The sequence below is a fragment of the Flavobacterium sp. FlaQc-30 genome (genome assembly GCF_044005885.1).
Classification (GTDB): domain Bacteria; phylum Bacteroidota; class Bacteroidia; order Flavobacteriales; family Flavobacteriaceae; genus Flavobacterium.
The window spans coordinates 170,717-196,192 of the sequence record NZ_JBIPCO010000008.1 but is presented as its reverse complement, the minus strand read 5'-3'; the positions used below and the strand labels follow the sequence as shown (position 1 = coordinate 196,192).

Below are 25,476 nucleotides of genomic sequence, written 5' to 3'. Positions count from 1 at the left end.
AGTCTTAAAGCCGATTTTAATACTCCTTATTTTGGAAAACTTTCGACTTTATGACTTTCAACTTTCGACTAATTTAAAGCATTCCTTTCGTCGAAGGCAAAATCATTTTTTCGGTATCTCTTTTTACGGCTACTTTTATGGCTTTTGCGAAAGCTTTAAAAATGGCTTCAATTTTATGATGCTCATTAATTCCTTCTGCTTTGATATTTAAGTTCGCTTTTGCGCCGTCTGTAAACGATTTAAAGAAATGATAAAACATTTCGGTTGGCATTTTACCTACCATTTCACGTTTAAATTCCGTTTCCCAAATCAGCCAATTTCTTCCTCCAAAATCAATTGCAGCCTGCGCTAAACAATCATCCATTGGTAAGCAGAATCCGTAGCGCTCAATTCCTAATTTATTTCCTAATGCTTTTGCAAAAACTTCTCCAAGTGCAATCGCTGTATCTTCGATTGTGTGGTGTTCATCGACTTCGAGATCACCTTTTACAAGGATTTCCAAATCCATTTGACCGTGACGTGAGATTTGATCTAACATATGATCAAAAAATGCGATTCCAGTGTCTATTTTACTTTTTCCTGTTCCGTCAAGATTTAAATTGATATAAATATCAGTTTCATTGGTTTTACGAGTAATCGACGCTGAGCGCGCTTCAAGTTTCAAAAACTCATAGATTTTCTTCCAATCCATCGTTTGCAAAACAATTGTTTCGTTTAGCTCTTCACGTTTTGATGAAATTTCATTGCTTCCCGCTCCATCAGTATCATTCATAAAAATGGCTTTTGCTCCAAGGTTTTTCGCCAATTCAACATCGGTTAAACGATCACCCAAAACAAAAGAATTTTCTAAATCATATTCAGGATTATTTAAATATTTAGTCAGCATTCCTGTTCTAGGCTTGCGAGTTGGCGCATTTTCTTCAGGAAAAGATCTATCAACAAAAATTTCATCAAACAAAACGCCTTCATTTTCAAAAGCTCTCAAAATGAAATTCTGCGTTGGCCAGAACGTATCTTCAGGAAAACTATCCGTTCCTAATCCGTCCTGATTCGTTACCATTGCCAATTCATAATCTAATTCATTAGCTATTTTAGCCAAATATTGAAATGCTTTTGGATAAAATTCTAGTTTATCCAAGCTGTCTAATTGTAAATTTTCTGGTTCTAAAACAATCGTTCCATCACGATCGATAAAAAGTACTTTTTTCATAATTTATTTTTTTCTGCCACAGATTACACAGATTAAAATGATTTTTCTTTTGCCACTAATTACACAAATTTTCACTAATTCAATTCGTGTTAATTTGTGAAATTCGTGGCGAATAATCACGTACAGAAAGAAATCATTCTAATCCTTATAATCTGTGGCTATATTTTTTAGCTTAATAATTTCAATTCTTTAATTAAAACAGCATTTTCCTCTTCTGTTCCAATAGTAAAACGAAGACAATTTTCGCATAAAGGCTGTGTAGTTCTATTACGAATTACGATTCCTTTTTCTATTAATTGATCGTATCTTTTATTCGCATTATCTACTTTTACTAGAACAAAATTTGCTTCTGTAGGATATACTTTTTCAACAAAATTAACCTCAAGTAAAACCTTAAGTAACTCCTTTCTTTGCTTTATAATAGAGGTTATTTCTTGTTTAATCTTTTCAGCGTCTTTTAAACGTTCTTTCGCTCTTTGCTGTGTTAATTCGTTTACGTTGTAAGGCGGTTTAATTTTATTTAAAACAGAAATAACAGCTTCAGAACCATAACAGATTCCTAAACGAATTCCCGCCAGACCGTAGGCTTTTGAAAGTGTTTGTGTAATAACTAAATTTGGATATTCGTCAATTTCTGCAAGCCAGCTTTCTTTATCCGAAAAGTCGATATAAGCTTCATCAATAACAACTAATCCATTAAAATTTTGCAGTAGTTTTACAACACTTTCATCTGAAAATGAATTTCCGGTTGGATTGTTTGGCGAACATAAAAAGATAATTTTTGTATTGTTGTCAACTGCTTCTAAAATCTTTTCAACTTGCGGCTGGAAATCAGTAGAAAGTAAAATTTCTCTATTTTCTACTGCATTGATATTTGCCAAAACACCATACATTCCGTATGTTGGCGGTAACGAAATAATATTGTCTTTTTTGGGTTCGCAGAAAGCTCTAAAAAGTAAATCTAAAACTTCGTCACTTCCGTTTCCTAGCAAAATTTGACTTTGTTTTACGTTATTGTTTTTTGCTAAAATTGCTTTAACTGAATTTTGCTGTGGATCTGGATAACGATTTACACCATTTTGAAATGGATTTTCGTTAGCATCCAAAAAGATCATTTCGGCTGTATCAAAATCTTCAAACTCATCTCTCGCAGAAGAATATGGTTTTAACGATTTTACGTTTTCACGTGTTATTGTATTTATATCGAAAGTACTCATTGTTTTGTCTTTTTAAGAAGTAAAAACCAAGATGAAAGACTTTGTAAAATCTTACTTCATTACTCTTTCTTCTTCCTTTGTCTTTTACTTTAAACTCTTCAATCTTAACGTAACGGCATTTTTATGCGCTTGTAAACCTTCGGCTTCAGCCATAGTTTCGATCGCTTTACCAATGTTTTGAATTCCTTTTTCAGATATTTTCTGAAATGTCATTGATTTTGTAAAACTATCTAGATTTACACCGCTGTAGTTTTTTGCATAACCGTTGGTAGGAAGCGTGTGATTTGTTCCTGAAGCATAATCTCCCGCACTTTCTGGCGTATAATTTCCAATAAAAACAGATCCCGCATTTATAATTCCGTTACAATAAAAATCATCATATTGTGAGCAGATAATGAAGTGTTCAGGGCCATATTCGTTGATTAAATCTAAAGCAATTTGATCATTTTCGACATAAATCAATTTTGAATTTTCGATTGCTTTTATTGCGATGGCTTTTCTTGGAAGTACTTCTACCTGAGATTGAATTTCCTTTTCTACTGCGTCAATTAATCTTTTAGAAGTTGAAACTAAAATTACCTGACTATCTGTTCCGTGTTCTGCCTGCGACAACAAATCTGAAGCTACAAATGCTGGAACTGCAGTATCATCAGCAACTATTAATAATTCTGATGGCCCAGCCGGCATATCGATTGCAACACCAAACTGGGTTGCTAATTGTTTTGCCACGGTCACAAACTGATTTCCTGGTCCGAAAATTTTATATACTTTAGGAATTGACTGTGTGCCAAAAGTCATTCCTGCAATTGCCTGAATTCCGCCGACTTTCAAAATTTTAGTCACACCGCATAAATTTGCAGCATACAAAATCGCTGGGTTTATTTTTCCTGTTTTATCTGGTGGAGAACACAACACGATTTCTTTACAACCTGCAATTTCAGCAGGAACAGCAAGCATTAAAACGGTTGAGAATAAAGGAGCTGTTCCGCCTGGAATATACAATCCTATTTTTTGAATTGGTCTTTTCTCCTGCCAGCAGTTTACGCCTTCAATTGTTTCAATTTCAACTCGATCTGTTTTCTGAGCACTGTGAAATTTATAAATATTGTCTTTTGCAAGCTGAATAGCTTCTTTTAATTCATTTGGAATTAAAGCAATTGCTTCTTTTATTTCTGCTGTTGAAACTTCGTAATTATTTAAAGAAATCCCATCAAAAATTGAAGTGTATTTTGCCACGGCTTCATCACCTTTTTTCTGTACTTCTTTAAAAATTTCTTTTACTGTAACCTCAATATCATCAATAGTTTGAGTTGGTCTTCTTAATATTTCAGACCAAGTATCTTGTTTTGGATTGTCTATTTTATTCATTCTTCTATGGCTTTAAGCTTTAAGCTGTAGGCTTTAGGCTTTATTAACTTTGTCTATTTTTTTCTGGCGTAAAGCTTAAAGCTTATTGCCTAAAGTGCGCGAAGCGCATTTAAAGAACCATTTTTTCGATTGGGCAAACCAAAATTCCTTCGGCACCTGCATCTTTCAGTTTATCAATTACATCCCAAAAAGTATCTTTATCAATTACGGAGTGTACACTGCTCCAACCTTCCTGTGCTAATGGCAAAACGGTTAAACTTCTTAAAACTGGCAAAATTTTTCCTATTTCATCAATTTTTTCGTTTGGAACGTTCATCAAGATGTATTTTGAATTTCTAGCTCTTAAAACTGATTGTATTCTGAATTTTAAGGTATCGATGTGTTTTTGAATCTCTGGTGAAACTTTTGGTGAAACGGCTAAAACTGCTTCACTTTTCAAAATAACTTCTACTTCTTTTAAGTTGTTTTTGAATAAAGTACTTCCGCTTGAAACAATGTCAACAATAGCATCGGCAAGACCAATGTTTGGAGCAATTTCTACAGAACCTGAAATTTGGTGAATATCTACTGTTACTCCAAAAGAATTAAAATATTCGTTAACTGTGTTTGGATAAGAGGTTGCGATTCGTAATCCTGCCAAATCTTGAACCGAATTGTATTCGAAGGTTTTAGGAACTGCTACAGAAACTTTACATTTTGAAAATCCTAGTCGTTGTACAACTTCAATTTCTTTGCCTTTTTCGACCAAAAGATTGTCGCCAACAATTGCTAAATCAACTACTCCATCAATTAAATACTGCGGAATATCTGAATTTCGAAGGTATAAAACTTCCAGAGGAAAATTAGAAGCTTCGGCTTTTAACTGGTCGATTCCGTTGTTTATTGAAATACCGCAGTCTTTTAGGATTTGAATGCTGTCTTCGTTTAAACGACCTGATTTTTGAATTGCAATTTTTAAAGTACTCATTTTTTAGTTTTTTTTTGAATTAATAGTTTGAGTACAAAGAATTGGTATAAAAAAACCCGTTTGATGTACTCAAACGGGTTTTAAAATATGATGATTTACACACATACCATTAACACATCGCTTGAGAGCAATAATGAAAATGATGATGATGTAATTGATTTGAAATCATTGTTTGGTTTGTTTTATAATTCTTTGATTCGTTTGCAAATATAATAGTTAATTTCATAAAAAAGCAATTTTTAATATAACTTAACGATAGTTTATTGTTAAAAAAAAGCTCAAGCCTTATTTTCATTGCATTCTTTCAATCTACTATAACGTTTTCTCCTCTTCGTTAAAAACTAAAATAACTGATGTTCCAACATCAATTTTACTATCCATCTTGAATTTTATATCCAGCAAATCTGTAATTCTTTTTACAATAGACAATCCTAATCCAGTCCCTTTAATTTCGGGATGTTCTGTTGATTTAGATCTAAAAAATGGATTAAAAATGTTCTCCAAATCTTCTTTGGCAATACCAATTCCGTTATCAGAAATTTTACAGCTTGTTTTTCCATTTTGTTTGAATAATAAAATAGAAACTTCGCCTTTACTCTCTGTATATTTAATTGCATTTGAAATAATATTTCTCAAAATCGTAATGACCAGAAAATTATCAGACTGAACATAATAATCTTTTTCTGCTTCAAATTTAATATTGATATGCTTGCTCTTAATTTTCTCAGAATTCAAAGTCAGAACATCTAAAATTATCGCATTTAAGTATACTAATTCTGTATTAACATCTTGCTTTTGATTTTCAAATCTAGCCATTAACAACAACTGATCTACTAGTAAATTTAAATGATCTACTTCTCGAATACAATAATTAATTTTTTCTTCATATTCTTTATTATCACGAGGTTTACGAATAAGAACTTCAAGCGTACCTTTAATAACTGTAAGAGGCGTTCTTAATTCGTGAGAAGCATCTGAAGTAAATTGCTTTTCGCGTTCAATTGCATCTTCAATCCTATTTAACAAATTGTTTATGGTTTTTGAAAGCGTGTATAATTCGTCCCGCGTTTTGGGCAGCGGAATACGTGTTTTTAAATTGTCTTTGGTAATAATTCGCGATGTATTTATAATTGCATTTATTGGTTTTATGCTACGTCCTGCAAAAAAACGGGCAATAAAAAACAGCAGCAGCAGAATTCCTAAAAACGACAAACTCATAATTTCGAACAAATTATTAAGCACCATTTTTGAGTCGGCCAGCGACATTGCGACAATAACGTATCCTATTTTTTTATTATTAACGTGAAGCGAAACTTGAATTTGTCTAATTGCATGATCTCCCATCATGGTATCAAACAATTCGTAATCTTCTACTGAGTCTTTAAATTGAAGTGTTTCTGTTTTTAAGTTGGGGGCTTTTTCGATCACTCTTTTTTTCAAATCTAAAAACTGTACAAAAACAGGATTCACGTCTACAGTATTATGCTCGCGTTCCTGCCATTCTTCGGCATCGATTAAAATTACTTTGCCGTTCACGACTTTTATTTCGTCTAAATGATTTTGAATTTCAACTTTTATTTTTTCATCAATATGACTGTAAACGGTGTGTTTTACGATAGAATAAATAACCGAAAAAACGGCCACAATCAATAAACCTGTAGTAATAATATAATTTAATGCAATTCTATTTTTAAAAGAAAGCTGTACCATTTATAAGTCGTTAGCGATATAACCAATACCGCGAATTGTTTTTATGTAATCTTCTTCTATTTTTAGCTTTAATTTTTTACGAATGGCATTCATAAAAACATCAATTACACCTGTATCATATTCAAAATTAATTTCCCAAACATCTTTCAAAATCTGATTTCGAGTACAAACTTTTCCTTTATTTTTAATTAAATAGGTAAGCAATTCAAATTCTCTTTGTGTTAATGCAATTTCTTCGTCGCTTTTCAAAACTATATGTTTTGATAAATCCATTTTAATTGTACCTAACGAAAGAACTTCCGTTCCTTTTCTATTTCTAAAATGAACTTTTATACGTTCTACTAATTCTTCAAAACTAAAAGGTTTTTTAATATAATCATTTGCACCAGCTTTTAAACCTTCAATCGTTTCTTGTACGGTATCTTTAGCAGTCAAAAAAATAATTGGCGTTATTTGATCTTTAATTCTAATTGCCTTGCATAAATCTAAACCATTAATTTTAGGCAGCATCCAATCTAATAAAATCAAATCAAACTTTTGCTCCTGCGTTAATTCAAAGCCTTTAGAACCGTCATTTGCTGTAGTAACCTTATACCCTTCTTCTTGCAGTCCTTGCTGCAAAAACTGAACGATACCTAACTCATCTTCCACGATTAAAATATGCATATGTTTTTTTATTAAATTTTTTACTTTTGGACCAGTCAAAGATAAAAATTTTAAATTTCTCAAAACATTAAAACTCATTAGAATAACCTGCAAGCATAATCTTAAGAAAACATTAAGTTAACACTAAGTAAGGTAAAAGTATAACTTCATCTATTATTAATTTATCAACCTTAATTTTGCCCAAAATACTACATCATGACATTTTACAAAAAGCTTACCCCATTTTATCATTTGGCATTGTTCTATTTCATTATCAGTTTACTACTGCGAATTGTTCTGTTTTTTCATCCTATTACTCAAACTTCATTTTCATTTCTTGAAAGTTTAAAAATCTTTTGCCTAGGATTAATTTCTGATTTTTTCGTTTTTACAGTTGCTAGTTTTTTTCTTTGGCTATATCTAATTTTTATTTCAAATTCAAAATACAACAAGCCTTCGGGATATATTATTCTAGGTGTTTTTACTGCTGCTTTTTTGTATGTTGCTTCAGGAAAAAGTGTTTTTGATCAATACGGAGGTGCTTTACCTAAAATAGTTCTAATTTTTGTGGGAATCAAAACGGTTCTATTTGCGCTTATGCTTTTTCTTCCTAAATGGAGAGACAAAATTAGATTCTGGCTTTTTGCCTTTGTAATTTTTCTTTACGTTTTATTAATTCTTCAAAATGGTTTAAGCGAGTACTTTTTTTGGAATGAATTTGGTGTAAAATACAACTTTATAGCTGTTAATTATTTAATTTACACAAACGAAGTAATTGGAAACATTATGCAGTCTTATCCTGTAGTTCCAATCTTTTCAGCTTTATTCTTGGTAACAGGAACGATAACTTATTATATCCTGAAAAAAACCAAAAACTACATTTATGAAATTCCAACTTTAAAAGAGAAACTACAAATCTCAGGTGTATATTGGAGTTTATTTCTGATTTCTTTAATAGCTGTTCCAACTTTATCTAAAACAGAAAACTCAAAGAATGTTTTTGTTAATGAATTACAATCAAACGGTATCTATAAATTCTATCTGGCTTTTCAAAACAGTAAACTTGACTATTTCAAGTTTTACAAAACAATTCCGCACGACAAAGCTTTTGCAATTCTAAAAGAGGAATTGCCTATTTCTTCTCCAGAAGATACGACTCACGAAATAAAAAGTGACTCTGCTGAAATACGCAAAAATGTCGTTTTAATTACAATCGAAAGTTTAAGTGCTGATTTCATGAAAGCTTATGGAAACTCGCAAAATATTACTCCTTTTTTAGACAGTTTGTCACAAAAAAGTCTTCAGTTTACCAATTTGTATGCTGCAGGAAATAGAACTGTTCGTGGTCTTGAAGCGGTAACTTTATGCCTGCCGCCAACTGCTGGAGAAAGTGTGGTAAAAAGAGAGGATAATAAAAATAAATTCTCGACTGGTGCACTTTTTAAACAAAAAGGATACAATGTGAAGTTTATGTATGGCGGTGATGCTTTCTTTGATAATATGAGAGATTTTTATTCTGGAAATGATTATCAAATTATAGACAAATCAAGTTTCTCACCAGAAGAAATCACATTTTCTAATGTTTGGGGAGTATGTGATGAAGATATGTATAAAAAAGCGGTAAAAATAATGACAGCCGAAGCCAAAGAAAATAAACCATTCTTTAATCATATTATGACGGTGAGCAACCACAGACCTTTTACATATCCTAATAATAAAATTGATATTCCAGGCGATATAAAATCTCGTGACGGAGGTGTAAAATATACTGATTATGCCTTAAGGCGATTTTTTGAAATGGCTCGCAAACAGCCTTGGTTTAATAATACTGTTTTTGTAATTGTGGCGGATCATTGTGCTTCGAGTGCAGGAAAAACAGAACTGCCTTTGGATAAATACCGAATTCCGGCAATTATCTACACTCCAAATGGCAAACCTCAAAAATTCAATAAACTAATGTCGCAAATAGACATTATGCCAACATTATTCGGCTTATTACATTTTGATTATAAAAGTAAATTCTTTGGACAGGATGTTTTTAAAGATAATTACAAACCAAGGGCTTTTATTGCGACTTACCAAGATTTAGGTTTAATAAAAGATGATGTGTTAACTGTTTTATCTCCTAAACAGCAAGTTAAACAGTTTTCACTGAAAATAAATTCGAAGACAGGAGTCGCTCCAGAATTTCAAGTTGATTATGACGAAATTCCGTTAAAAACTGAAAAACTAAGTTTGGTAAACGAAACGATTTCTTACTATCAATCGGCTTCGTACGTATTGAAGGAAAAGAAATATCAGAAATAATTTCTTTTAAAAGTTCAATAAAAAATTCCAAATTCTATTTATAAAGGAAAGCCTCAATTTCAAATGAAATTGAGGCTTTCCTTTATTACTGTTATGTTTTCAAGTGAAACTTCTAACAAAAAGTTCTAGTCGTTTTGATTTTTCATTCCGAATAAATCTCCTTTTTGAAACAATTTTAAATCATCTTGTAAAGCTTGATGATTTCTTTGTGTAACAGCTGGCGAATCTAAATCGCTCAAATCTGGTTTTCCAGCATTTACCCAAGCTGTATACCAAAAACTTGCTGTTGCAGTAATCGCTTTTTTCATTTGAGTTTCAACCATTCCGTTTAAATCTTGGTGAAGTTTTTTCGCATACTCATCAGAGAAAACTGGTGTATTATATTTGCTTTTTAATACTTTTCCATCTGTATCCATTTTAAAAACTTGATTTTCTGGAGTAGCAGTTCTTAACTTCTTGTCGATGTCTAATAACGGTTTCACTAAAGTGTGCGTATCGTTTATCATATCCCAAGTTGCTTTGTGAACATCAGCATAATATTGAGCTTCAGGAACATTTAGCTTGTAATTTTTAGCAAATAATTCAGGAAGTCTGCTTTCCCAAAGAGAATGAATTCCTTTTTGATCGCTCAATTGTCCGTCATGATTTGCCGAAGTATGTAATGGCATATGCGCATCACCAATATAATGACCTAAATCTGCAGCAAGAAATAAAATTTCTGCTCTATTTTTATCTTTAAAAGCTTTGGTTAGCTTAGCCATCATATCCTCGATATACCAAGGTAAAATTCCGTTATTGTTCAGAAACTTACTATCGTATTTTTTCTTTGCTTCTTCTAAAGTTTTTGGAATACTATCAGCAGCACCAAAGTTTTCCATATCAAAATAATGTCTAGGATTCTCGTCTTTGTAATTTAAAGCATATTTACGAATATCCGGAACAGATGCTTCTTGAGTAATAAAATCGATGTGATTGTAAAAGAAAACCTGAAGTGGTTTTGGTAAAGCCATTACAGCAGCTTTATTAATTCTTTCATGGCCTACAATTCCCCATGATAAAGTAAAAAAACCTATGATTAATGCAAAAAAAGCAATTAATCTTGGTCTCATTTTGAAGTTTTTCATTTTTGTTTTTATTTGAGAGACAAATTTACCTTATTTAAAGATAATTTAAAAGAATCGCTTTTAAGATTCTTTTAATTTAACCTCTAACCTTTTTTAAACCATATAAGTATGGTAAATATAAAATAGTGAGAATTTTTCTTGTTTGTTTGTTTCGGTATTAAATCTTACAAATATGCGCCTCTTTATTCTAAATTTCGCTCTCTTTTTTAGTTCACTTTGTTTAGCCCAAGAAACTGATATACAATTAAAAAATGTCAGCGATACTATTCTAAATACAAAAAGAGTACTTAAAATATCTGGTTCGCTTGATCCTGTAAAAACAATGCAAAAATTATTTCCAGGTAAATTATACAATTTATCAGATCATAATACTTTTGTAAGCTGGAAATGTAACAACTGTAAACCGCAGCCTTTTATTGATGCAAATGGTGTTGAAGGAGATCAGCTATTTCCGTATAAAGATGGTGTTGCGACGAGACTTCTGAGCAATATAGATTATTCTGATTCGAAAGGTAATCAATTCAAATTATTGACTTTTAACCATTCTTTTTATGATGCCGATGGTGCACAAACTGGCCGCTTCTCTGGCGGATTAATTGGTGTTGCCAAATTTGCTAAAAATGGAACAGTTTGGGAAATGAAATCTTTTCAGCCTGCTATTGCGGCATTTGGTGCATTTTCGAGAGCACCCACACCAAAACTTGTCGAAATTGGCGAAGATCAATATGCGTTTACTATAGAACATGCAAACGGCGGTGCAGGTGCTCCTTACAATGGTTATTTATATCTTATTGGTGGTTTTGATGGTAAATACCAGCCTTTAATGGAATTGGGCTATTATTCTTTATTTAATAATGGTGGAAATTCTGAATGGTCTAGTTCGTATAAAGTAATCAACGATGGTACGAAAAAGTTTTTTAGAGATTTTGCCATTACTACGACTGGTTTTTACAAAAAAGCAAAAGGTACAGAAGATGATTACGATGTAGATTTACCATCAGAAATTATTGAACTGGCTAAAACTAAAAAACAATTTAATTTCGTAATTGAAAAAAGACTTTCTTTTTCTGGAAAATGGTATAAAATTACAGGCAAACCAACTGTCAAATTCTCAAATGTGAAATAATCGTTTTAACCGAGATAAAGAATTGATACTAAACCTAAAACAGCTATAAAAACCCATAAAAATACGCCTTGCAGTAAAGGCTTTACTCCTACTGATTTTAAGGTTTTCATATTCAATGTTGCTCCTATTAAAAACAAGGTTATCGTTAATCCAATTTTTGCAATATTTACAATATGCGGCGCAATTACTGCTGTTGCAGGGACATAACTATTTAAAAGCATAGCGACAATAAACAAACCTATGAAATAAGGAATTTTAATCTTTGAATTTTTACTTTTAAAAATTGCCGCTGTTAAAATTGAAATTGGAATAATCCATAGTGCTCTTGCTAATTTTACAGTTGTAGCGATTTGCAAAGCTTCGGCTCCATATTTATTTGCTGCGCCAACTACAGAACTGGTATCATGAATAGCAATTGCACACCATAATCCGAAATCTTTTTGCGATAAATCAAGCTGATGACCAATAAATGGAAAAACGAATAAGGCGATTGAATTTAATATAAATATTACTCCTAAAGCTATTGAGGTTTGGTTTTCGTTTGATTTTATTACTGGTGAAATTGCTGCTATAGCACTTCCTCCACAAATTGCAGTTCCACACGATATTAAGTGAGATGTTTTTTTATCGGTTTTTAACCATTTTCCTAAAAAAGTTCCTAGAATTAAAGTACTGAATATGGAGAATATAGTTAGTAAGAAGCCTTCTTTTCCAGCCGAAATGGCACTTGATGCATTCATCCCGAATCCTAAACCAATAACAGAGAACTGTAATAAAAAAGTGATTGCTTTATTATTGAATTCTACAAATGGATTACCAAAGATGTTTACAATTACAACTCCAAACAGCAAAGCAATTGGTGGTGAAATGATCGAAAATAAGCATAAAAAGATAACAGCTGCAAAAATGGCTTGTTGTAAGTAACGATTAACTTCGAATAATTGTGAGGCTGTATGTTCTTTTGTTTTCAAAATAGAATAATTAAAAATTTATTCTGCGAAGTTCTATCCTTTTACACGAAACTCCCAATCGCAAATTACAATCGACTATAACTTTAAGTTATAATGATTTGACATATTTTGGATAAAAAGCTCTGATAACGAATCAGATTTACCTAACAATGTGATGATATAAAAGTACCTATCTACAGATAATTCTTCCACATCCAAAACCATTAATTCTTTATTTTTCAACTCTTTACTTACTGCATGAATAGACATAAAAGCAAAACAGTCTGAATTTAATAAATACGATTTAATACTTTCTGTACTTCCTAACTGCATTTCGATTTGTAAATCTGAAAATTTCAAACCTGCTTTTTTCAATGCATATTCTATAACTTCAAGTGTTCCTGATCCACGTTCGCGCGTTATGAATTTCATTGATTTTAAATCACTTACAGAAATCTCATTTTTTTTCACAAACGGATTATTACTATTGCATACCAAAACCAATTCGTCCTTTAAAAACGGAATATACTTTATGGATTGATTTTTTGACTGCCCTTCGACAATTCCAATTTCAATTTCTTTGTTTATTAAAGCATTTTCGATTTGTTCTGTATTTCCGTTTAACAAATTAACTTTTATGTCTTTTTGCTTTTGATGAAAATGCGCTAAAACTGGAGAAATAATATATTGCGAAATTGTTGTACTTGCTCCTAATCGCAATAAACCTTGGCGTTCGTTAATAAAAGAACTCATTTCAAAATCGATCTCGCGATAAATTTCAAAGATCTCTTTTGCATGTTTTAGTAGAATTTCTCCAGCTGGAGTTAAAGCAATTTTAGAACCGTTTCGTTCAAAAAGCTTTGTTTTATAGGTTTCCTCGAGTTCTTGAATGTGCTTAGAAACGGCAGGCTGTGTAATGTATAGCTCTGTTGCCGCTTTAGTAAAATTAAGGCGGAGCGCAACGGTGTAGAATACTTTTAGCCTGAAATCCATAATTTATTCCCTTTTAATTCTTGTTCTTAAAACTTCCATCAGCTTCGTAATTCCATTAACAATTCCTTGGTAGTAATTTCCTTTTTTGAATTCTGGAATAAAATCATGATCAATGATTTCTTTTGTTTCTTGTTCTGTAAGCACTTTTGCTATTCCATTTCCAAGTTCTATTCTGATTTTTCTATATCCTTTTGACAGTCCAATCAAAATTCCGTTGTCTTTTCCTTTCTTTCCAATACCCCAAGTTTTAGCAATATGAAGTGATAGCGCTTCAAACTTGTCACTAGAAGTCTTAACAGTATCAATGGTTACAATTGCAATTTCAATAGATGTTTCCCTTTCAAAACTTGAAATTATATTGTCTAACTTCTTTTCTTCATCATCAGAAAAAATTCTTTCATAATCATTAATCCAGCCTTGGGGGCTTGGCAAATTATTCCAATAAATTTCTCGAAATGTTGTAATCGCTTTATCTTTTAACGAATCATTTTGCTCTTTCTCAAAAGTTTGACCGGTTGCAGAAATCGCAATAAAAAATAAAATAGTAAAAATTACTTCTTTCATTATTAAAAATTAGTCAATTTATAGACAAACTACAACAACCCATTATATTTCCTAACAAACCATTCCGTGGTCAATAAAGCAGCAATTAAGACCAATAACCAAACCCAGTCAATTATTGGAGTTTTTGTAGAAACATTTTTTTCAATCGATTTGTATTCTTTACTTTCTAAAAGCTCTTGGATCAAATCATCGGCTTGATCTTCAAAGAACGCTTTTCCGTTGGTTTGCAATGCTAATTGTTTCAGTTTTGTAACGTCAGGGTTTACGAACTGTTTTTCGATGTCAAAATCTAAAATTTCAAAATGACTTGAATAAGATGTATTTGAATTTAACTCTTTTACTGTAAAATTATACTTTCCTACGGTTAATCCTTCTAAGTTTACGGAGAAAGAATTGTTTCCTTTTAATAAATCGTAGTTTTTTACTTGTTTGGTTTCGGCATTTGTAACAGTGATTGTTAATCTTGCTTTTTCGTCAAACTCATAGTTTTTATTAAAATACTGTGCATTAATTATAATTTCTTCACCCGAATTATAAAAACTTTCATGTGTTACAACTAATGATTTCTTTGATGTTGATGTTGCTAAATACTGAATTATTTTATCTATAAATACATCATACTTTTCAAACGACTGATTGTCTATATGACTTTGTAAACGCCATTTCCAGCTGTTTTCACCTAAAAGAAAAGCTGTTCTTTTTCCTTGATTTTCGGCAAAAGCCAACAAAGGAGCATTTGTAGAAACGTTTCTAATTTTTGAAGAAAGCAAAACAGACACATTTCCATTTGTTGAAATTGTTCCGAATAAATTTTGCAATGGCGGGAAATTCTCGAAACCAATATTATCAACCGCAAATAAATTGAACTGTGACTGAAATTCAGATAAATAATCTTCAATTTGTCCGCTCATTTTAAAAACCAAATTATTTTGCTGCTGGTTTAGAAAATTAAAATCGGTGTTGTTTCCTGTTATGATAAATGTGTTTCTTCCAGCTTGTTTATTATTGTCAAAAACAGCTTTGAAAGCTGATGTTGGCTGGTATAAAACTAAAACTGATGCTTCTTGCAGCTGGCTGATATCATTTGGTTTAACTAAAATTACTTTGCGTTGTGCATTAACTTCGATTGAGCGTTTTAAAGCAGCAATATCTGGATGGTTTATGGCTGACACAATTGCTATTGTCGATTTTTGATCGATTACTTCTACTGCAAAGTTCTTGATATTATTATAGCTGTTCTTTTCTTTTGCGGTTGACGAAATACTGGCTTTAAATATTTGAAGTCCTACTTTATCGGCTGGTAAAAGTAAATTTAATGCTGCTGTTTTTCTGGATGGTGAGAAAGAAACTTTCTCTTTTGCGACAACGGTATTTCCCTGCGAAATTGTAAAATCGGCAGTTGTAGATTTATCGCCTGCATACTGAAGAAAAACTTCTACAGGAAATTTATTTTTATGAAATGCGTATTTATTTACGTTTAACTGATTTATTTTTAAATCAAGAAAAGTGGTTGTATCTCCCACAACCAAAGGATAAACTTTATTGACAGGATCAAATCGGTATACGTAATCGTTTCCTGTAGTTTGATTTCCGTCAGTAATAATTACGGTTGGGAAAATCAGATTTTTATTGATGCTTTTTAAATTCTTTGCTGCTTCGTCTAAATTGGTTTGTTTGCCTTTGAAGTCAAATTTATCAGAAGTCTTAAAATCGGCATCAAATTGATAGGATTGAATATCAAATTTTTCCTTTAAAGCAGGATTTGAAATTAACTTTTGATATAATCCAACTGCTTTTTTGTCTGCTTTTAATGCGGTTATTGAACTTGAATTATCGACAGCAATTGCCAAAGGTGTTTTGGTAATTTCCAGCGAACTTTTTGAAATTACAGGGTTTATAAGTAACACCAATAATCCAAAAATGGCTAGAAAACGTAAAAAAGCCAAAAACCAAATCAGATTCGATTTGTTTTTGGCTTTAAAAAAATATTGAAAATACGATAACCCACCCGCTATTACTAAAGAAAGCAATAATAATAAAATCGTGTTTGTAGTCATATATATCTAGTATTCAGTAATCAGTTTTTAGTGATCAAATTAAAAAAATTAGTGTTCAGAGTCAGATAAAAACTGAAAACTAAAGTCTGAACACTGAAAACTATTAAGTAAGCATTCCTCCGCAAACATTAAGCACTTGTCCTGTAACGTATGCACTCATATCTGATGCTAAGAAAAGACAAGCGTTTGCTACATCTTCTGTAGTTCCGCCACGTTTCAACGGAATTCCGTCTCTCCATCCTTTTACTACATCTTCTGGTAATTTTGCAGTCATTTCTGTTTCAATAAAACCTGGAGCAATTGCGTTACAACGAATGTTACGTGATCCTAATTCTAAAGCTACTGATTTTGTAAAACCAATTGCACCTGCTTTTGATGCTGCGTAATTTGTTTGTCCTGCATTTCCAGAAACTCCTACAACAGAGCTAATATTAATGATAGAACCTGCACGCTGCTTCAAGAACGTTTTTTGAATTGCTTTTGTCATATTAAAAACTGATTTCAAGTTTACATCAATTACTTGATCAAAATCAGCTTCAGACATACGCATTAACAAGTTATCTTTTGTAATTCCTGCATTGTTAATCAAAATATCTACTGTACCAAAATCAGCCAAAACTGCATCAACAAAAGTTTGTGCTTCATTAAAATCGGCTGCATTAGACTTGTAACCTTTTGCTTTAACACCTAAACCATTTAACTCTGCTTCTAAAGCTTGAGCAGATTCTACAGATGAGCTATATGTAAATGCTACGTTTGCTCCGTGTTTAGCAAAAACTTCTGCAATTCCTTTTCCAATTCCTCGGCTAGCACCCGTAATAATGGCAACTTTTCCTTCTAGTAATTTCATATTCAAAATTAATTTTAATATTTATTTGTAGCTAATCCTGCTATCCATTTCAATCTTTTCTTTTTTAAAGAAAAAAACAAAAGGATTTCCATTTCTATCAGGGCTATGAATGACTTGTCAAATATATGATAATTCTTTTTTTAAAAAAATTACATTTGCAATTCATTTAAATTTCAATTTTAAGAGATAACTACAATTACTTATAATTCTAATAAAAACAAAAAACCAGTAGTGATTTTCTACTGGTTATTCTGCTATTTATTTTTAGCCTACAATTACAAGAGGCTCTGGAGACGGGTCTGGACCTGGAAAAAAAATACTTTGACAAGCATCTATAAAACATGGATTGTTTGGAGAAATAATCATAGCACAAGGTGTTGTGCATATATCCTGAAATGGTCCACGATAACTACCACCAATAAAATTCTTTTGCTCTTCCCTGCTTAGAACTTCAACTCCTTTAAAATTCAAAATTGTTTTTAACATAATAATTAGGTTGTTTAATGTTTGTGCTCTCAATCATTTTAAGTCTGTTGAGTTTCAGACCAATAAAAAGACATATCTATCTCATTACTAATAATAAATATAAGAAAATAAATCTATTAAAATTAAAAAACATACTATTTTACTTAAATATATAAAAAAAGCGACTCCGAATTGAGTCGCTTTTTCTCCAAAATTAAAAACAAAACTAAAATTATTAGTTAAGCCTCCAAGTTGTCATTCTAAATGGACTTGAAGAACTTGTAAACGTATAAACTGGATCACTGTAAAATACTCTAAAGCTTTCTTTTTTCACATAAATTCCGTTTGGATCCATCAGATACTTATCAAAACTAGCAAGGAATGCTGGCGTAGCTACTGTTGTATTTCCGTTCCAAGATTTATGTTTTAAAATCACTTTTTTACCAACTGAATCTTCCTCGGCAGTCACATAATGCATTAGTGCTCCCCTTCCTACGAAAGTGTAATAAATAAATGTTCCAATATCATGATTAGTGTAAATTTGTACGGTTGCAATGCTTTGTCCTTTAGGCAAAGCTGCATTAATTTTAGCTATTTCAGCATTAAATAATACTGAATTACTTGGAGCATTTACAGTGTGATCATTAGTATAATATCCAAATGCAGTAAATGGCTGCCCAGGAAGCAATATCTTATAATCATCTGTAAGTGATAAAGGTTTGTCTGTATATTTAATAACAGCACTTACGCCGCCTGTTCCTGTTGCTGTAAAACTTCCATCAGTATCATTATATATAAAATTAGTCAGGTTTTGTCCGCCCACTACTACTGCAGGACTCACAACAATACCGGTTGGGGTATATCCTACTCCCATATTATAGCTTACAGAATAACCTGCTTCGATAGAATTTGACTCTGCAAAACGAGTTACGGCAGAAAATGAAAAATCAAACTGATGTTTTGTTGTTCCATCATTTGTTTCTAATAATCTAAACAGTGGTCTGGTCGGAGCCCCAATTACATTAGGAATCATATCGATATTTTTATGCAAATCTGCCCAGTCCTGAGCGGTTGCTTTTACGAAACGTAATTCACGATTATTTCTATTGGTTCTAAAAATAATCTCTCCTTTTTCCTGACCGTAATACAAAAACTGAAAATCTCCTAAATATCCTTTCGCTCTTAAGGCTGGAATTGGGAAATTATCTGATTCTGATAAAAGGTGAATTCTATTTTTTGTTGTAAAAGTCACACTTACTGTACTTCCAAGCTGAATAGCGTACTCGCTTTTATAAACATCTGTATCTGCATCAAAATCTGATGCCATTTCTACACTTCCGTCTTTTGCAAACTTAAATAAATGTGTATAACCTCCTAAAACAGTATTATCTGTAAAATAGACTGCTTTCCATCCAAATTCTGATGAAAGTAATGCATCGTTTAGTTCAGATTTTTGATTATTTAAACGCGTTGTAGGCGTTTCTTCAAAAAATTGCTCAGCATCTGTATTATTATTACAGGCGGTTAATTGCAGTATTAAAACAGCTGCAAATAAGTATTTATATAGGTGTTTTATTTTCATAATACTTTTATTAATTGTTTATTACTGCACTTGTATTTTTCTCTGCCTCATCTCTTAAAGCATAGAAATCCATGTTGAAAGCGTCTTTAAAATATTTTACTACAATTGCTTCTTTTGCTTTTAATGCGGCTAAAGCAGTTGGGCTTTTAATACCTTTTAAAAATGCCGCATATTCAGCTTTTGAATAGATTAAGATCATAGATGCAGTTTCGGCAAAATCTTCATTGATGTTTGATCTTGCATAACTGGTTATAAACCCAAGTTCATTTGATTCTGGTATCTCATAATTGTACCAATCTGCTGTGTAACCACCTGGTGTCAGGGTTTTCCACGCTTTTTCATCAAATGGTTTATTTTGGTTTAAGATGTGTATGTACTCGTGCTGAATTGTATGTACAAACTCTGATACATTTTCTCTATCGTCTTGATCTATATAATCGGTTTCGAATAATGTAACACGCTGTCCTCCTTCGGCTAAACCTAAAGTTCTGGTTCCTACACTATTTAAATTCACACCGCCTATTAAAACAATTTCTCTTGGAGCAATTTTTTTCACAAAATCTGGACCTCCAATCGTTAAATAACTATTAAGCCATATTGTTTTCACAATTTCAAGTGCTGGTTGCACTTTTTCAGTTAATGGAGGAAAAAGAAAACGACTGTTATCTACTGTATTTTGATTCCATTTGTATTGCACATTAATATTGTATGGATTTAAATAGGTTGTTGTAATCCAATTATCTAGCTCCGTTTTTATTGGCTGCGTATAGTCTAACTGGCTTTCTCCCGGCATTTCATCGCTTCCACATGAAACTAGTACTGTAGAAACTATTGCTAAAATCGCAATTTTATTATATTTTAATAATTTCATAATTTTACTTTTAAGATTATCTAGGATTCAGTTCAACGCCCGTACTTGATGCATGCAATGGAATTTGCAAAGCTCTGCGGTTGTCATCTTTAGCTAATGTATTTACTGGTTTGTTTGCCGTTTCGTGTTTTACAACAATATTAAAACGTTTAATATCAAACCATCTAAGTCCTTCGTGTATAAAATCTCTTCTTCTTGTTTCTGCAATTGCTTTTATGTACGATGTCTGTACTGGTGTCATTGTATAGAATGGCGTATATTCATTTGCAACCACTGGAAATTTAGCAACCACTTTTGCTTCCGTTAATTTATCTGTTGAGGCATAGGTTGGTGTTCTTGTTGCTAAGAAATATTCTAATTCATCGTTTGCTAAAGCAGTTTGCCCTTTCATTACATGTGCTTCAATTCTGTTTAAGAAGAATTCATCGTTGCTTAATAAAACTTCAGCGACAAATGGTTCTCCAATTGCTGCAGTTACATTTGAATATTTGAAATACTCATAAAATTTAGGCACAAATAAAGTTATACTGCTGTTTGATGAATATAGGTTGTAATAGTATGGTTTTCCAAAAAGGTTTGTGGTCGGACCAAAAACTTCCGGCTGACGCGCACCTGAAAGGTTAAAACGGTTTAAATGATATACTCTGCTTACAATTGTATTTGCAGAAACGATCAATAAATTTGTTTCGGCAGCACTGCTTGAGTACTTTAACTGCTGATCTTCTACACCTAAAGATTCGTAAGCTGAATAATCTCTAAGTTTTCCTTCTGGTTTTGAACCTAAGTCATTAGATAATTCAATTACTCTATCCCAATTTCCTTTTATTAAATAAAATCTGCTGGCGAAAGCTTTTGAAGCATTTACGTTAAAGTGAAATCTAGGTTCTTTGTAATTGTTTGTTACATATTTTAAACCTTCTTCAAGATCTTTCTCTATAAAATTAAAAACTTCAGCAACTGTATTTCTTTTGTATTTAGTCACTAATTCTGTTTCTGGTTTTGTTACATAAGGAACTCCTAAATCTGTAGCTGCTGTAGCTGGATTATAACGTTTGGCCCAAAGCGAAACTAACATAAAATGAGAATAAGCTCTTGCTATTAATGCTTCTCCTTTTTGTGGGTTTAAATTTGATGTATTTCCTAATTCATCAATTGCCTGTAAAGCTTTATTTGCATGTGCAATAGCTCTATAACAAGCATCCCAATAATAAGCCTGAGTATCGATCTCTGTTGCTTCTGTTTGAATTTCCCAGTTATAGTTTTGCTCATTTTTTCTTATTGTTTCCGGCAGTCCGCTGTCAAAAACGTTATCAGACATTGTTTCGGCAATCTCAAAATAACTCATTTGAGGATAAGCTTCAACTAACAATTCTGATATTTTTTCAGGCGTGTTTATTTCAGTTCTGTTATCTGGTTTTTCCGAAAGAAAATCATCACAGCCAGTAATACAAATAAGTATTAATAGGGATAGTGTTATTTTTAAGTTTTTCATGTTTTTGACTATTATAATGAAAGATTTAAAGTAAATGTGTATTGAGATGTTACTGGTAATGCAACTCCTCCAGAATTACGAAACTCAGGATCTTGGCCGTTTAATCTTTTATCAGAATAAATCAACCATGGGTTAACAGCAGAACCTTTTAACGTAAAAGTGCTAAGTCCTAATTTTCTTTTAAAATCTTTAGGAAACTCCCAGCTCAAAGAGATATTTTTTAATCTCACAAAATCACCATCAGCAATTCGAACATCAGAGTAATTATAAGTATTATATGCTCTTGCAAGAGTACGTTCGCCGTCGTAATTTGCATTCAAACGCTTGTCTGCAATTACAGGAACATTAGTATGATTTTCATCCCCTGGATTTATCCAACGATTTGTAAAATCTTTAGTAAAAACTGTTAAATCGTCATAAGCACTATCATAAATAGGATTTAAACGAACTTTATTTCCTCCTGAGCCTACAAAAAACACATATAATGACCAATTCTTATAAGTAAATGTATTAGCCCATCCTATTGATTTATTCGGTTCAATTGAACCTTCATATTTCAAATATTTTGTTACATCAATATTATCTTGAAAATTAGCACCCGTAATATTATTCTCTGCACCATCTTGCAGGATAAATGTTGGTAAACCTTGGTTGTTTAATCCTGTAAACTGATAAGAATAGATTGAGTTTCTTGGATGACTAAGTGTGTTTCCTCCATTTGGATCAACTAAATCAAAAGCTGTTGGAGTGTTTTGCAATCTTGTAATTTTTTGTGTAAATACCGAGAAATTAACTGTAGAAGACCAATTAAAACTCGGAGAACTTAGAATTTTCCCAGTTACACCAATCTCTAAACCTTCCGTTTCCATATCAGCATTATTTCCTTGTCTAATTCTTTGCCCCCCAATTCCTGAAGTAATCACATAATCCACTAGATCAAATGCTTGACGACGATAAACATCTGTTGTAAGCTGTAATCTGTTGTTAAACATTCCAAGATCAACCCCAATATTTGTTTCAAACTGTTTTTCCCAAGTTAGGTCACCATTTTGCAACTCATCAATTCTAATTCCAGATTCCCTGTCATCAAGAAGAAAACGATCTGTGATAAAGCTTTTGTAGATTGCCAATGAGTTAGTTGCCGGACCAGCAGTAGCTGTTAAACCATAAGATGCTCTAAGCGCTAAAGTGTTTACCGATTCAACATCTTTCATGAACTTTTCTTCAGCAACATTCCATTTTCCACTAAAAGTATAAGTTGGAAGCCATCTTGATGAATCGCTGTTTCCTTGTCTGTTAGATCCATCATAGCGACCTGTTACAGAAGCTGTATAGCGACGATCATAAGTGTAACCAACTTTTCCGAAGAAACCTACTGTTCTTTCTTTTTCTTCGTTGAAGCCATAATACGAATCTCCTCCGTTTATTATTTTTTCGATTATTCTTGGATCTGTAAATGCTGTTAAACCTCTGTCGTATTGTAAACCTGCAGCTGTAAAATTATCACTTGTTCTGTCTACAACTCTCATTTCAGTTCCAAACAAACCTTCTAATTCGTGTTTTTCATTGAATGTGTTTCTATAATTAACACTGTTTCTTAGGTTGTAAGAAGTTAAATCATTTGTAAATTTTCTAAGAAAACCTCCATTTGGCAATACTGAAACTTTTGGAGCTGTTAAATCATTAGGATCTTGATACAAAAAGATGTTTTGATCTCTAACTAATGTATTAACTCCATCTTCACCTTCAGGAGTACCCGCTTTATAAGCTCCTACTACATTTGAACCTTCTAAAATTTTATGCTCACGGCTTGTGTTTGCATAACGAGCAGAACCTGTTAAGTTATACGTTAAATGTTTATTAATTTTATAATCTAAATCTAATTGAAAACGAATGTCTTTTACTTCAATTTCCATATAGTTATTTTTTAACTCATTGATGATATTCATCTTTGCCCAGTTGTTTCTGTAATACTCCAGTTCTCTGTTCTCATCATAAGGTCTCAAAGTTCTACTTGTATTTAAAACATAGTTGAATGGGTTAATATCAAAATCACGTGTTACTTTACCAAAAACAACATCTTTTTCGCTTTCATAACTACCAGGGGCACCTTGATCACGAATAGACGCAAGAGTCGAAAGTGTAATATTTAATCTATCATTTACATAAAATGTCCCTTTGATATTACTTGAAATCTGTTTTACATCATCAGCGATAGTCCATCCCGGATCTGTATAATATCCTAAAGAGGCATAAAATGTATTATTTTTTCCTCCTCCAGAAAAACTTAAGGAATGATTTTGAGTGATCGATGGTCTGAAAAGCACATTAAACCAATCTGTATTGGCTAATTCATATTTCTTTAAAAAATTGTTACGACTAACCGGATCATTATTTACTAAATAACCACCAGTTTCAGGAATATAAGTATTAATAGCACGCCCTAAAATATTATAAGCTCCACCATATCTTCCATTTACCGTTGAAGGAAGATCTAAATACCCTTTAGACTCCATTTCTTTAAAAATACTCATTGACTCCTGAGAATTCAAAATATCATATTGGCTGTAGTTTGGTACTGCTCTTACTGTTTGCTCTAAACCATAACTTACTTTTAATGGAGAATCTCTACGTCCTTGCTTTGTAGTTACAACAACAACACCATTTAATGATCTTGATCCATAGATAGAAGTTGCAGATGCATCTTTAAGAATTTCAATGCTTTGAATATCGTTTGCATTTAATCCCGCAACCGACGAGCTTAACAATGTTTCAGAATTTCCTGAAGCTAAATCCGCGAACGATAAATTGATAATATCTTCTTGAACAACTCCATCAATTACCCATAGTGGTTTAGTATCTCCAAAAATAGAAGATGATCCACGTACCGTAATTTTAGGTGCAGTACCAAAAGTTCCTGTAACATTTTGTACTGTAACCCCTGCAGCTTTTCCTTCGATCATTCTGCTTACGTCAACAACACCATCAACTTTCAATTCAGCACCAGAAATTTTGCTGATTGCCCCTGTAAAGGTTCTTTTTGATGTTTTCTCATAACCTGTAGTTACGACAACTTCTTTTAAGTTTTGTCCTACTTCACTAAGAACTACCGTTGGAGTAGTATTAGATATACCTATTTCTCTAGTTTCCATACCAACGTAAGAAATAACAAGCTTATCAGAGTTTGAAGGCATCTCGATAGAGAAATTACCATCAAAATCTGTTAATACAGCCGTTTTTGTTCCTTTTACCATTACTGTTGCACCAGGAAGAGGGCTTCCGCTGGCATCAGTTACTTTTCCTTTGATAATTGGTCCTGCAGTTAATACTTCAAAAAGTGAATCATGATTATCTGAACTTGCAAACGGATCTTCGCTTGTCGTTTTTTGCAAGATAATTTGATTGCTTACTTCTGAAAATGCAATATTAAAAGGCACTAATATTCGACTAAGAATACTAGATAAAGTCTCTTGATTTGCCTCAATGCTAACCTTTCGGCTCAATTGAGGAAGTCTTGAATTATACGAAAATTTTACATGTGCAGACTTTTCGATTTTAGACAAAGCACTATCAAGAGTCAAATTCTCAACTGTAATTGTAACTTTTGTATCTAATTTCTTTTGCCCATTTACATTATTTGCCATAGCAAAGCTTGAAAACACAAGTGCTAAGACAAACTGAAATAGTGTTATTTTCATGATTCTATAGAGTAATCGTTGTTTAACAACTGGTTTTTTCATAATTTTGATTTGTTTTGATTAATACTTATTCGAGTGTATTCTAAGAAACGAATGAATTACTCTTTACAGAGAGAAAATTCAATTTAATAAGTGTCGTGGTGTTACAGCATCGCGGCACTTTTTTTTACAGCATTCTTTTTCACATAGGCAGTTTCATTTTTTTTGGTTGGTTTAGTTTTTGGTCTTTTTGTTTATATTTTTAAATATGAAATAAACTACAATTAGTTTCACAACTGAA

20 protein-coding genes are annotated in these 25,476 nt (G+C 32.2%); 3 read left to right on the top strand and 17 right to left on the bottom strand.

Going from position 1 to position 25,476, the window contains the following annotated elements; translation table 11 throughout:
* Positions 1-73: 73 nt before the first annotated feature.
* The 4 genes from hisB to hisG form a co-directional block, all read right to left on the bottom strand.
* Positions 74-1,210, bottom strand: a complete 1,137-nt coding sequence (gene hisB / locus ACHRV0_RS17795) for a bifunctional histidinol-phosphatase/imidazoleglycerol-phosphate dehydratase HisB (protein WP_395441843.1) — start codon at positions 1,208-1,210, stop codon at positions 74-76.
* A gap of 167 nt (positions 1,211-1,377) precedes the next feature.
* Positions 1,378-2,427: a histidinol-phosphate transaminase gene (gene hisC, locus ACHRV0_RS17790; RefSeq protein WP_395441842.1), complete on the bottom strand. Its 1,050-nt coding sequence runs from the start codon at positions 2,425-2,427 to the stop codon at positions 1,378-1,380.
* Between the two features lie 84 nt (positions 2,428-2,511).
* Positions 2,512-3,795, bottom strand: coding sequence for a histidinol dehydrogenase (gene hisD, locus ACHRV0_RS17785; RefSeq protein WP_395441841.1), 1,284 nt, complete (start codon positions 3,793-3,795; stop codon positions 2,512-2,514).
* A gap of 109 nt (positions 3,796-3,904) precedes the next feature.
* Positions 3,905-4,762: an ATP phosphoribosyltransferase gene (gene hisG / locus ACHRV0_RS17780; protein ID WP_089059469.1), complete on the bottom strand. Its 858-nt coding sequence runs from the start codon at positions 4,760-4,762 to the stop codon at positions 3,905-3,907.
* A gap of 87 nt (positions 4,763-4,849) precedes the next feature.
* Between hisG and ACHRV0_RS17775 the strand changes: the two genes are divergently transcribed.
* Positions 4,850-4,975: a hypothetical protein gene (locus ACHRV0_RS17775; protein WP_256371701.1), complete on the top strand. Its 126-nt coding sequence runs from the start codon at positions 4,850-4,852 to the stop codon at positions 4,973-4,975.
* Between the two features lie 99 nt (positions 4,976-5,074).
* Here ACHRV0_RS17775 and ACHRV0_RS17770 read toward each other — a convergent pair whose 3' ends face one another.
* Both ACHRV0_RS17770 and ACHRV0_RS17765 read right to left on the bottom strand, forming a co-directional pair.
* Entirely contained in the window at positions 5,075-6,472 is a 1,398-nt protein-coding gene (locus ACHRV0_RS17770; RefSeq protein WP_395441840.1) for a sensor histidine kinase, read from the bottom strand.
* Complete coding sequence (locus ACHRV0_RS17765) at positions 6,473-7,138, bottom strand: response regulator transcription factor (RefSeq protein ID WP_395441839.1); 666 nt, start codon at positions 7,136-7,138, stop codon at positions 6,473-6,475.
* 195 nt (positions 7,139-7,333) lie between these two features.
* Here ACHRV0_RS17765 and ACHRV0_RS17760 point away from each other — a divergent pair, with 195 nt between their 5' ends.
* A complete protein-coding gene (locus ACHRV0_RS17760) occupies positions 7,334-9,424 on the top strand; it encodes an LTA synthase family protein (RefSeq protein WP_395441838.1) in 2,091 nt (696 codons plus the stop codon).
* A gap of 125 nt (positions 9,425-9,549) precedes the next feature.
* On the opposite strand, the gene ACHRV0_RS17755 is transcribed toward ACHRV0_RS17760, so the two are convergent.
* Complete coding sequence (locus ACHRV0_RS17755) at positions 9,550-10,548, bottom strand: zinc dependent phospholipase C family protein (protein ID WP_395441837.1); 999 nt, start codon at positions 10,546-10,548, stop codon at positions 9,550-9,552.
* A gap of 322 nt (positions 10,549-10,870) precedes the next feature.
* Between ACHRV0_RS17755 and ACHRV0_RS17750 the strand changes: the two genes are divergently transcribed.
* Positions 10,871-11,674: a hypothetical protein gene (locus tag ACHRV0_RS17750; protein WP_395441836.1), complete on the top strand. Its 804-nt coding sequence runs from the start codon at positions 10,871-10,873 to the stop codon at positions 11,672-11,674.
* Between the two features lie 5 nt (positions 11,675-11,679).
* On the opposite strand, the gene ACHRV0_RS17745 is transcribed toward ACHRV0_RS17750, so the two are convergent.
* The 10 genes from ACHRV0_RS17745 to ACHRV0_RS17700 form a co-directional block, all read right to left on the bottom strand.
* Positions 11,680-12,645 (bottom strand): YeiH family protein, encoded by a 966-nt coding sequence (locus ACHRV0_RS17745; RefSeq protein ID WP_395441835.1) that lies wholly within the window; start codon positions 12,643-12,645, stop codon positions 11,680-11,682.
* A gap of 75 nt (positions 12,646-12,720) precedes the next feature.
* Positions 12,721-13,617, bottom strand: a complete 897-nt coding sequence (locus ACHRV0_RS17740; protein ID WP_089055471.1) for a LysR family transcriptional regulator — start codon at positions 13,615-13,617, stop codon at positions 12,721-12,723.
* 3 nt (positions 13,618-13,620) lie between these two features.
* The gene (locus tag ACHRV0_RS17735; RefSeq protein WP_395441834.1) at positions 13,621-14,181 is read right to left on the bottom strand and encodes a TPM domain-containing protein; all 561 of its coding nucleotides are present in this window, start codon (positions 14,179-14,181) and stop codon (positions 13,621-13,623) included.
* A gap of 29 nt (positions 14,182-14,210) precedes the next feature.
* On the bottom strand, positions 14,211-16,238 hold the full coding sequence (locus ACHRV0_RS17730) for a hypothetical protein (RefSeq protein ID WP_395441833.1): 2,028 nt from the start codon (positions 16,236-16,238) through the stop codon (positions 14,211-14,213).
* A 103-nt stretch (positions 16,239-16,341) separates the two neighbouring features.
* Positions 16,342-17,088: a 3-oxoacyl-[acyl-carrier-protein] reductase gene (gene fabG, locus ACHRV0_RS17725; RefSeq protein WP_089055474.1), complete on the bottom strand. Its 747-nt coding sequence runs from the start codon at positions 17,086-17,088 to the stop codon at positions 16,342-16,344.
* Between the two features lie 264 nt (positions 17,089-17,352).
* Positions 17,353-17,607: a hypothetical protein gene (locus ACHRV0_RS17720; protein WP_395441832.1), complete on the bottom strand. Its 255-nt coding sequence runs from the start codon at positions 17,605-17,607 to the stop codon at positions 17,353-17,355.
* Between the two features lie 181 nt (positions 17,608-17,788).
* Positions 17,789-19,135, bottom strand: a complete 1,347-nt coding sequence (locus ACHRV0_RS17715) for a DUF4302 domain-containing protein (protein ID WP_395441831.1) — start codon at positions 19,133-19,135, stop codon at positions 17,789-17,791.
* Between the two features lie 10 nt (positions 19,136-19,145).
* Positions 19,146-20,006, bottom strand: coding sequence for a substrate import-associated zinc metallohydrolase lipoprotein (locus ACHRV0_RS17710; RefSeq protein WP_089055477.1), 861 nt, complete (start codon positions 20,004-20,006; stop codon positions 19,146-19,148).
* A gap of 16 nt (positions 20,007-20,022) precedes the next feature.
* The gene (locus tag ACHRV0_RS17705) at positions 20,023-21,498 is read right to left on the bottom strand and encodes a RagB/SusD family nutrient uptake outer membrane protein (RefSeq protein WP_395441829.1); all 1,476 of its coding nucleotides are present in this window, start codon (positions 21,496-21,498) and stop codon (positions 20,023-20,025) included.
* Between the two features lie 11 nt (positions 21,499-21,509).
* Positions 21,510-25,238, bottom strand: coding sequence for a SusC/RagA family TonB-linked outer membrane protein (locus ACHRV0_RS17700; protein WP_395441828.1), 3,729 nt, complete (start codon positions 25,236-25,238; stop codon positions 21,510-21,512).
* Positions 25,239-25,476: the final 238 nt, after the last annotated feature.

Bases quoted from the DNA above. Each gene is read 5' to 3' on its own strand.
- ACHRV0_RS17750 (WP_395441836.1), top strand. From the start codon at position 10,871: ATGCAAAAATTATTTCCAGGTAAATTATACAATTTATCAGATCATAAT.
- ACHRV0_RS17740 (WP_089055471.1), bottom strand. From the start codon at position 13,617: ATGGATTTCAGGCTAAAAGTATTCTACACCGTTGCGCTCCGCCTTAAT.
- hisB (WP_395441843.1), bottom strand. From the start codon at position 1,210: ATGAAAAAAGTACTTTTTATCGATCGTGATGGAACGATTGTTTTAGAA.
- ACHRV0_RS17735 (WP_395441834.1), bottom strand. From the start codon at position 14,181: ATGAAAGAAGTAATTTTTACTATTTTATTTTTTATTGCGATTTCTGCA.
- hisC (WP_395441842.1), bottom strand. From the start codon at position 2,427: ATGAGTACTTTCGATATAAATACAATAACACGTGAAAACGTAAAATCG.
- ACHRV0_RS17770 (WP_395441840.1), bottom strand. From the start codon at position 6,472: ATGGTACAGCTTTCTTTTAAAAATAGAATTGCATTAAATTATATTATT.
- ACHRV0_RS17700 (WP_395441828.1), bottom strand. From the start codon at position 25,238: ATGAAAAAACCAGTTGTTAAACAACGATTACTCTATAGAATCATGAAA.
- ACHRV0_RS17765 (WP_395441839.1), bottom strand. From the start codon at position 7,138: ATGCATATTTTAATCGTGGAAGATGAGTTAGGTATCGTTCAGTTTTTG.
- fabG (WP_089055474.1), bottom strand. From the start codon at position 17,088: ATGAAATTACTAGAAGGAAAAGTTGCCATTATTACGGGTGCTAGCCGA.
- ACHRV0_RS17760 (WP_395441838.1), top strand. From the start codon at position 7,334: ATGACATTTTACAAAAAGCTTACCCCATTTTATCATTTGGCATTGTTC.
- hisG (WP_089059469.1), bottom strand. From the start codon at position 4,762: ATGAGTACTTTAAAAATTGCAATTCAAAAATCAGGTCGTTTAAACGAA.
- ACHRV0_RS17715 (WP_395441831.1), bottom strand. From the start codon at position 19,135: ATGAAAATAAAACACCTATATAAATACTTATTTGCAGCTGTTTTAATA.
- hisD (WP_395441841.1), bottom strand. From the start codon at position 3,795: ATGAATAAAATAGACAATCCAAAACAAGATACTTGGTCTGAAATATTA.
- ACHRV0_RS17755 (WP_395441837.1), bottom strand. From the start codon at position 10,548: ATGAAAAACTTCAAAATGAGACCAAGATTAATTGCTTTTTTTGCATTA.
- ACHRV0_RS17775 (WP_256371701.1), top strand. From the start codon at position 4,850: ATGATGATTTACACACATACCATTAACACATCGCTTGAGAGCAATAAT.
- ACHRV0_RS17705 (WP_395441829.1), bottom strand. From the start codon at position 21,498: ATGAAAAACTTAAAAATAACACTATCCCTATTAATACTTATTTGTATT.
- ACHRV0_RS17710 (WP_089055477.1), bottom strand. From the start codon at position 20,006: ATGAAATTATTAAAATATAATAAAATTGCGATTTTAGCAATAGTTTCT.
- ACHRV0_RS17730 (WP_395441833.1), bottom strand. From the start codon at position 16,238: ATGACTACAAACACGATTTTATTATTATTGCTTTCTTTAGTAATAGCG.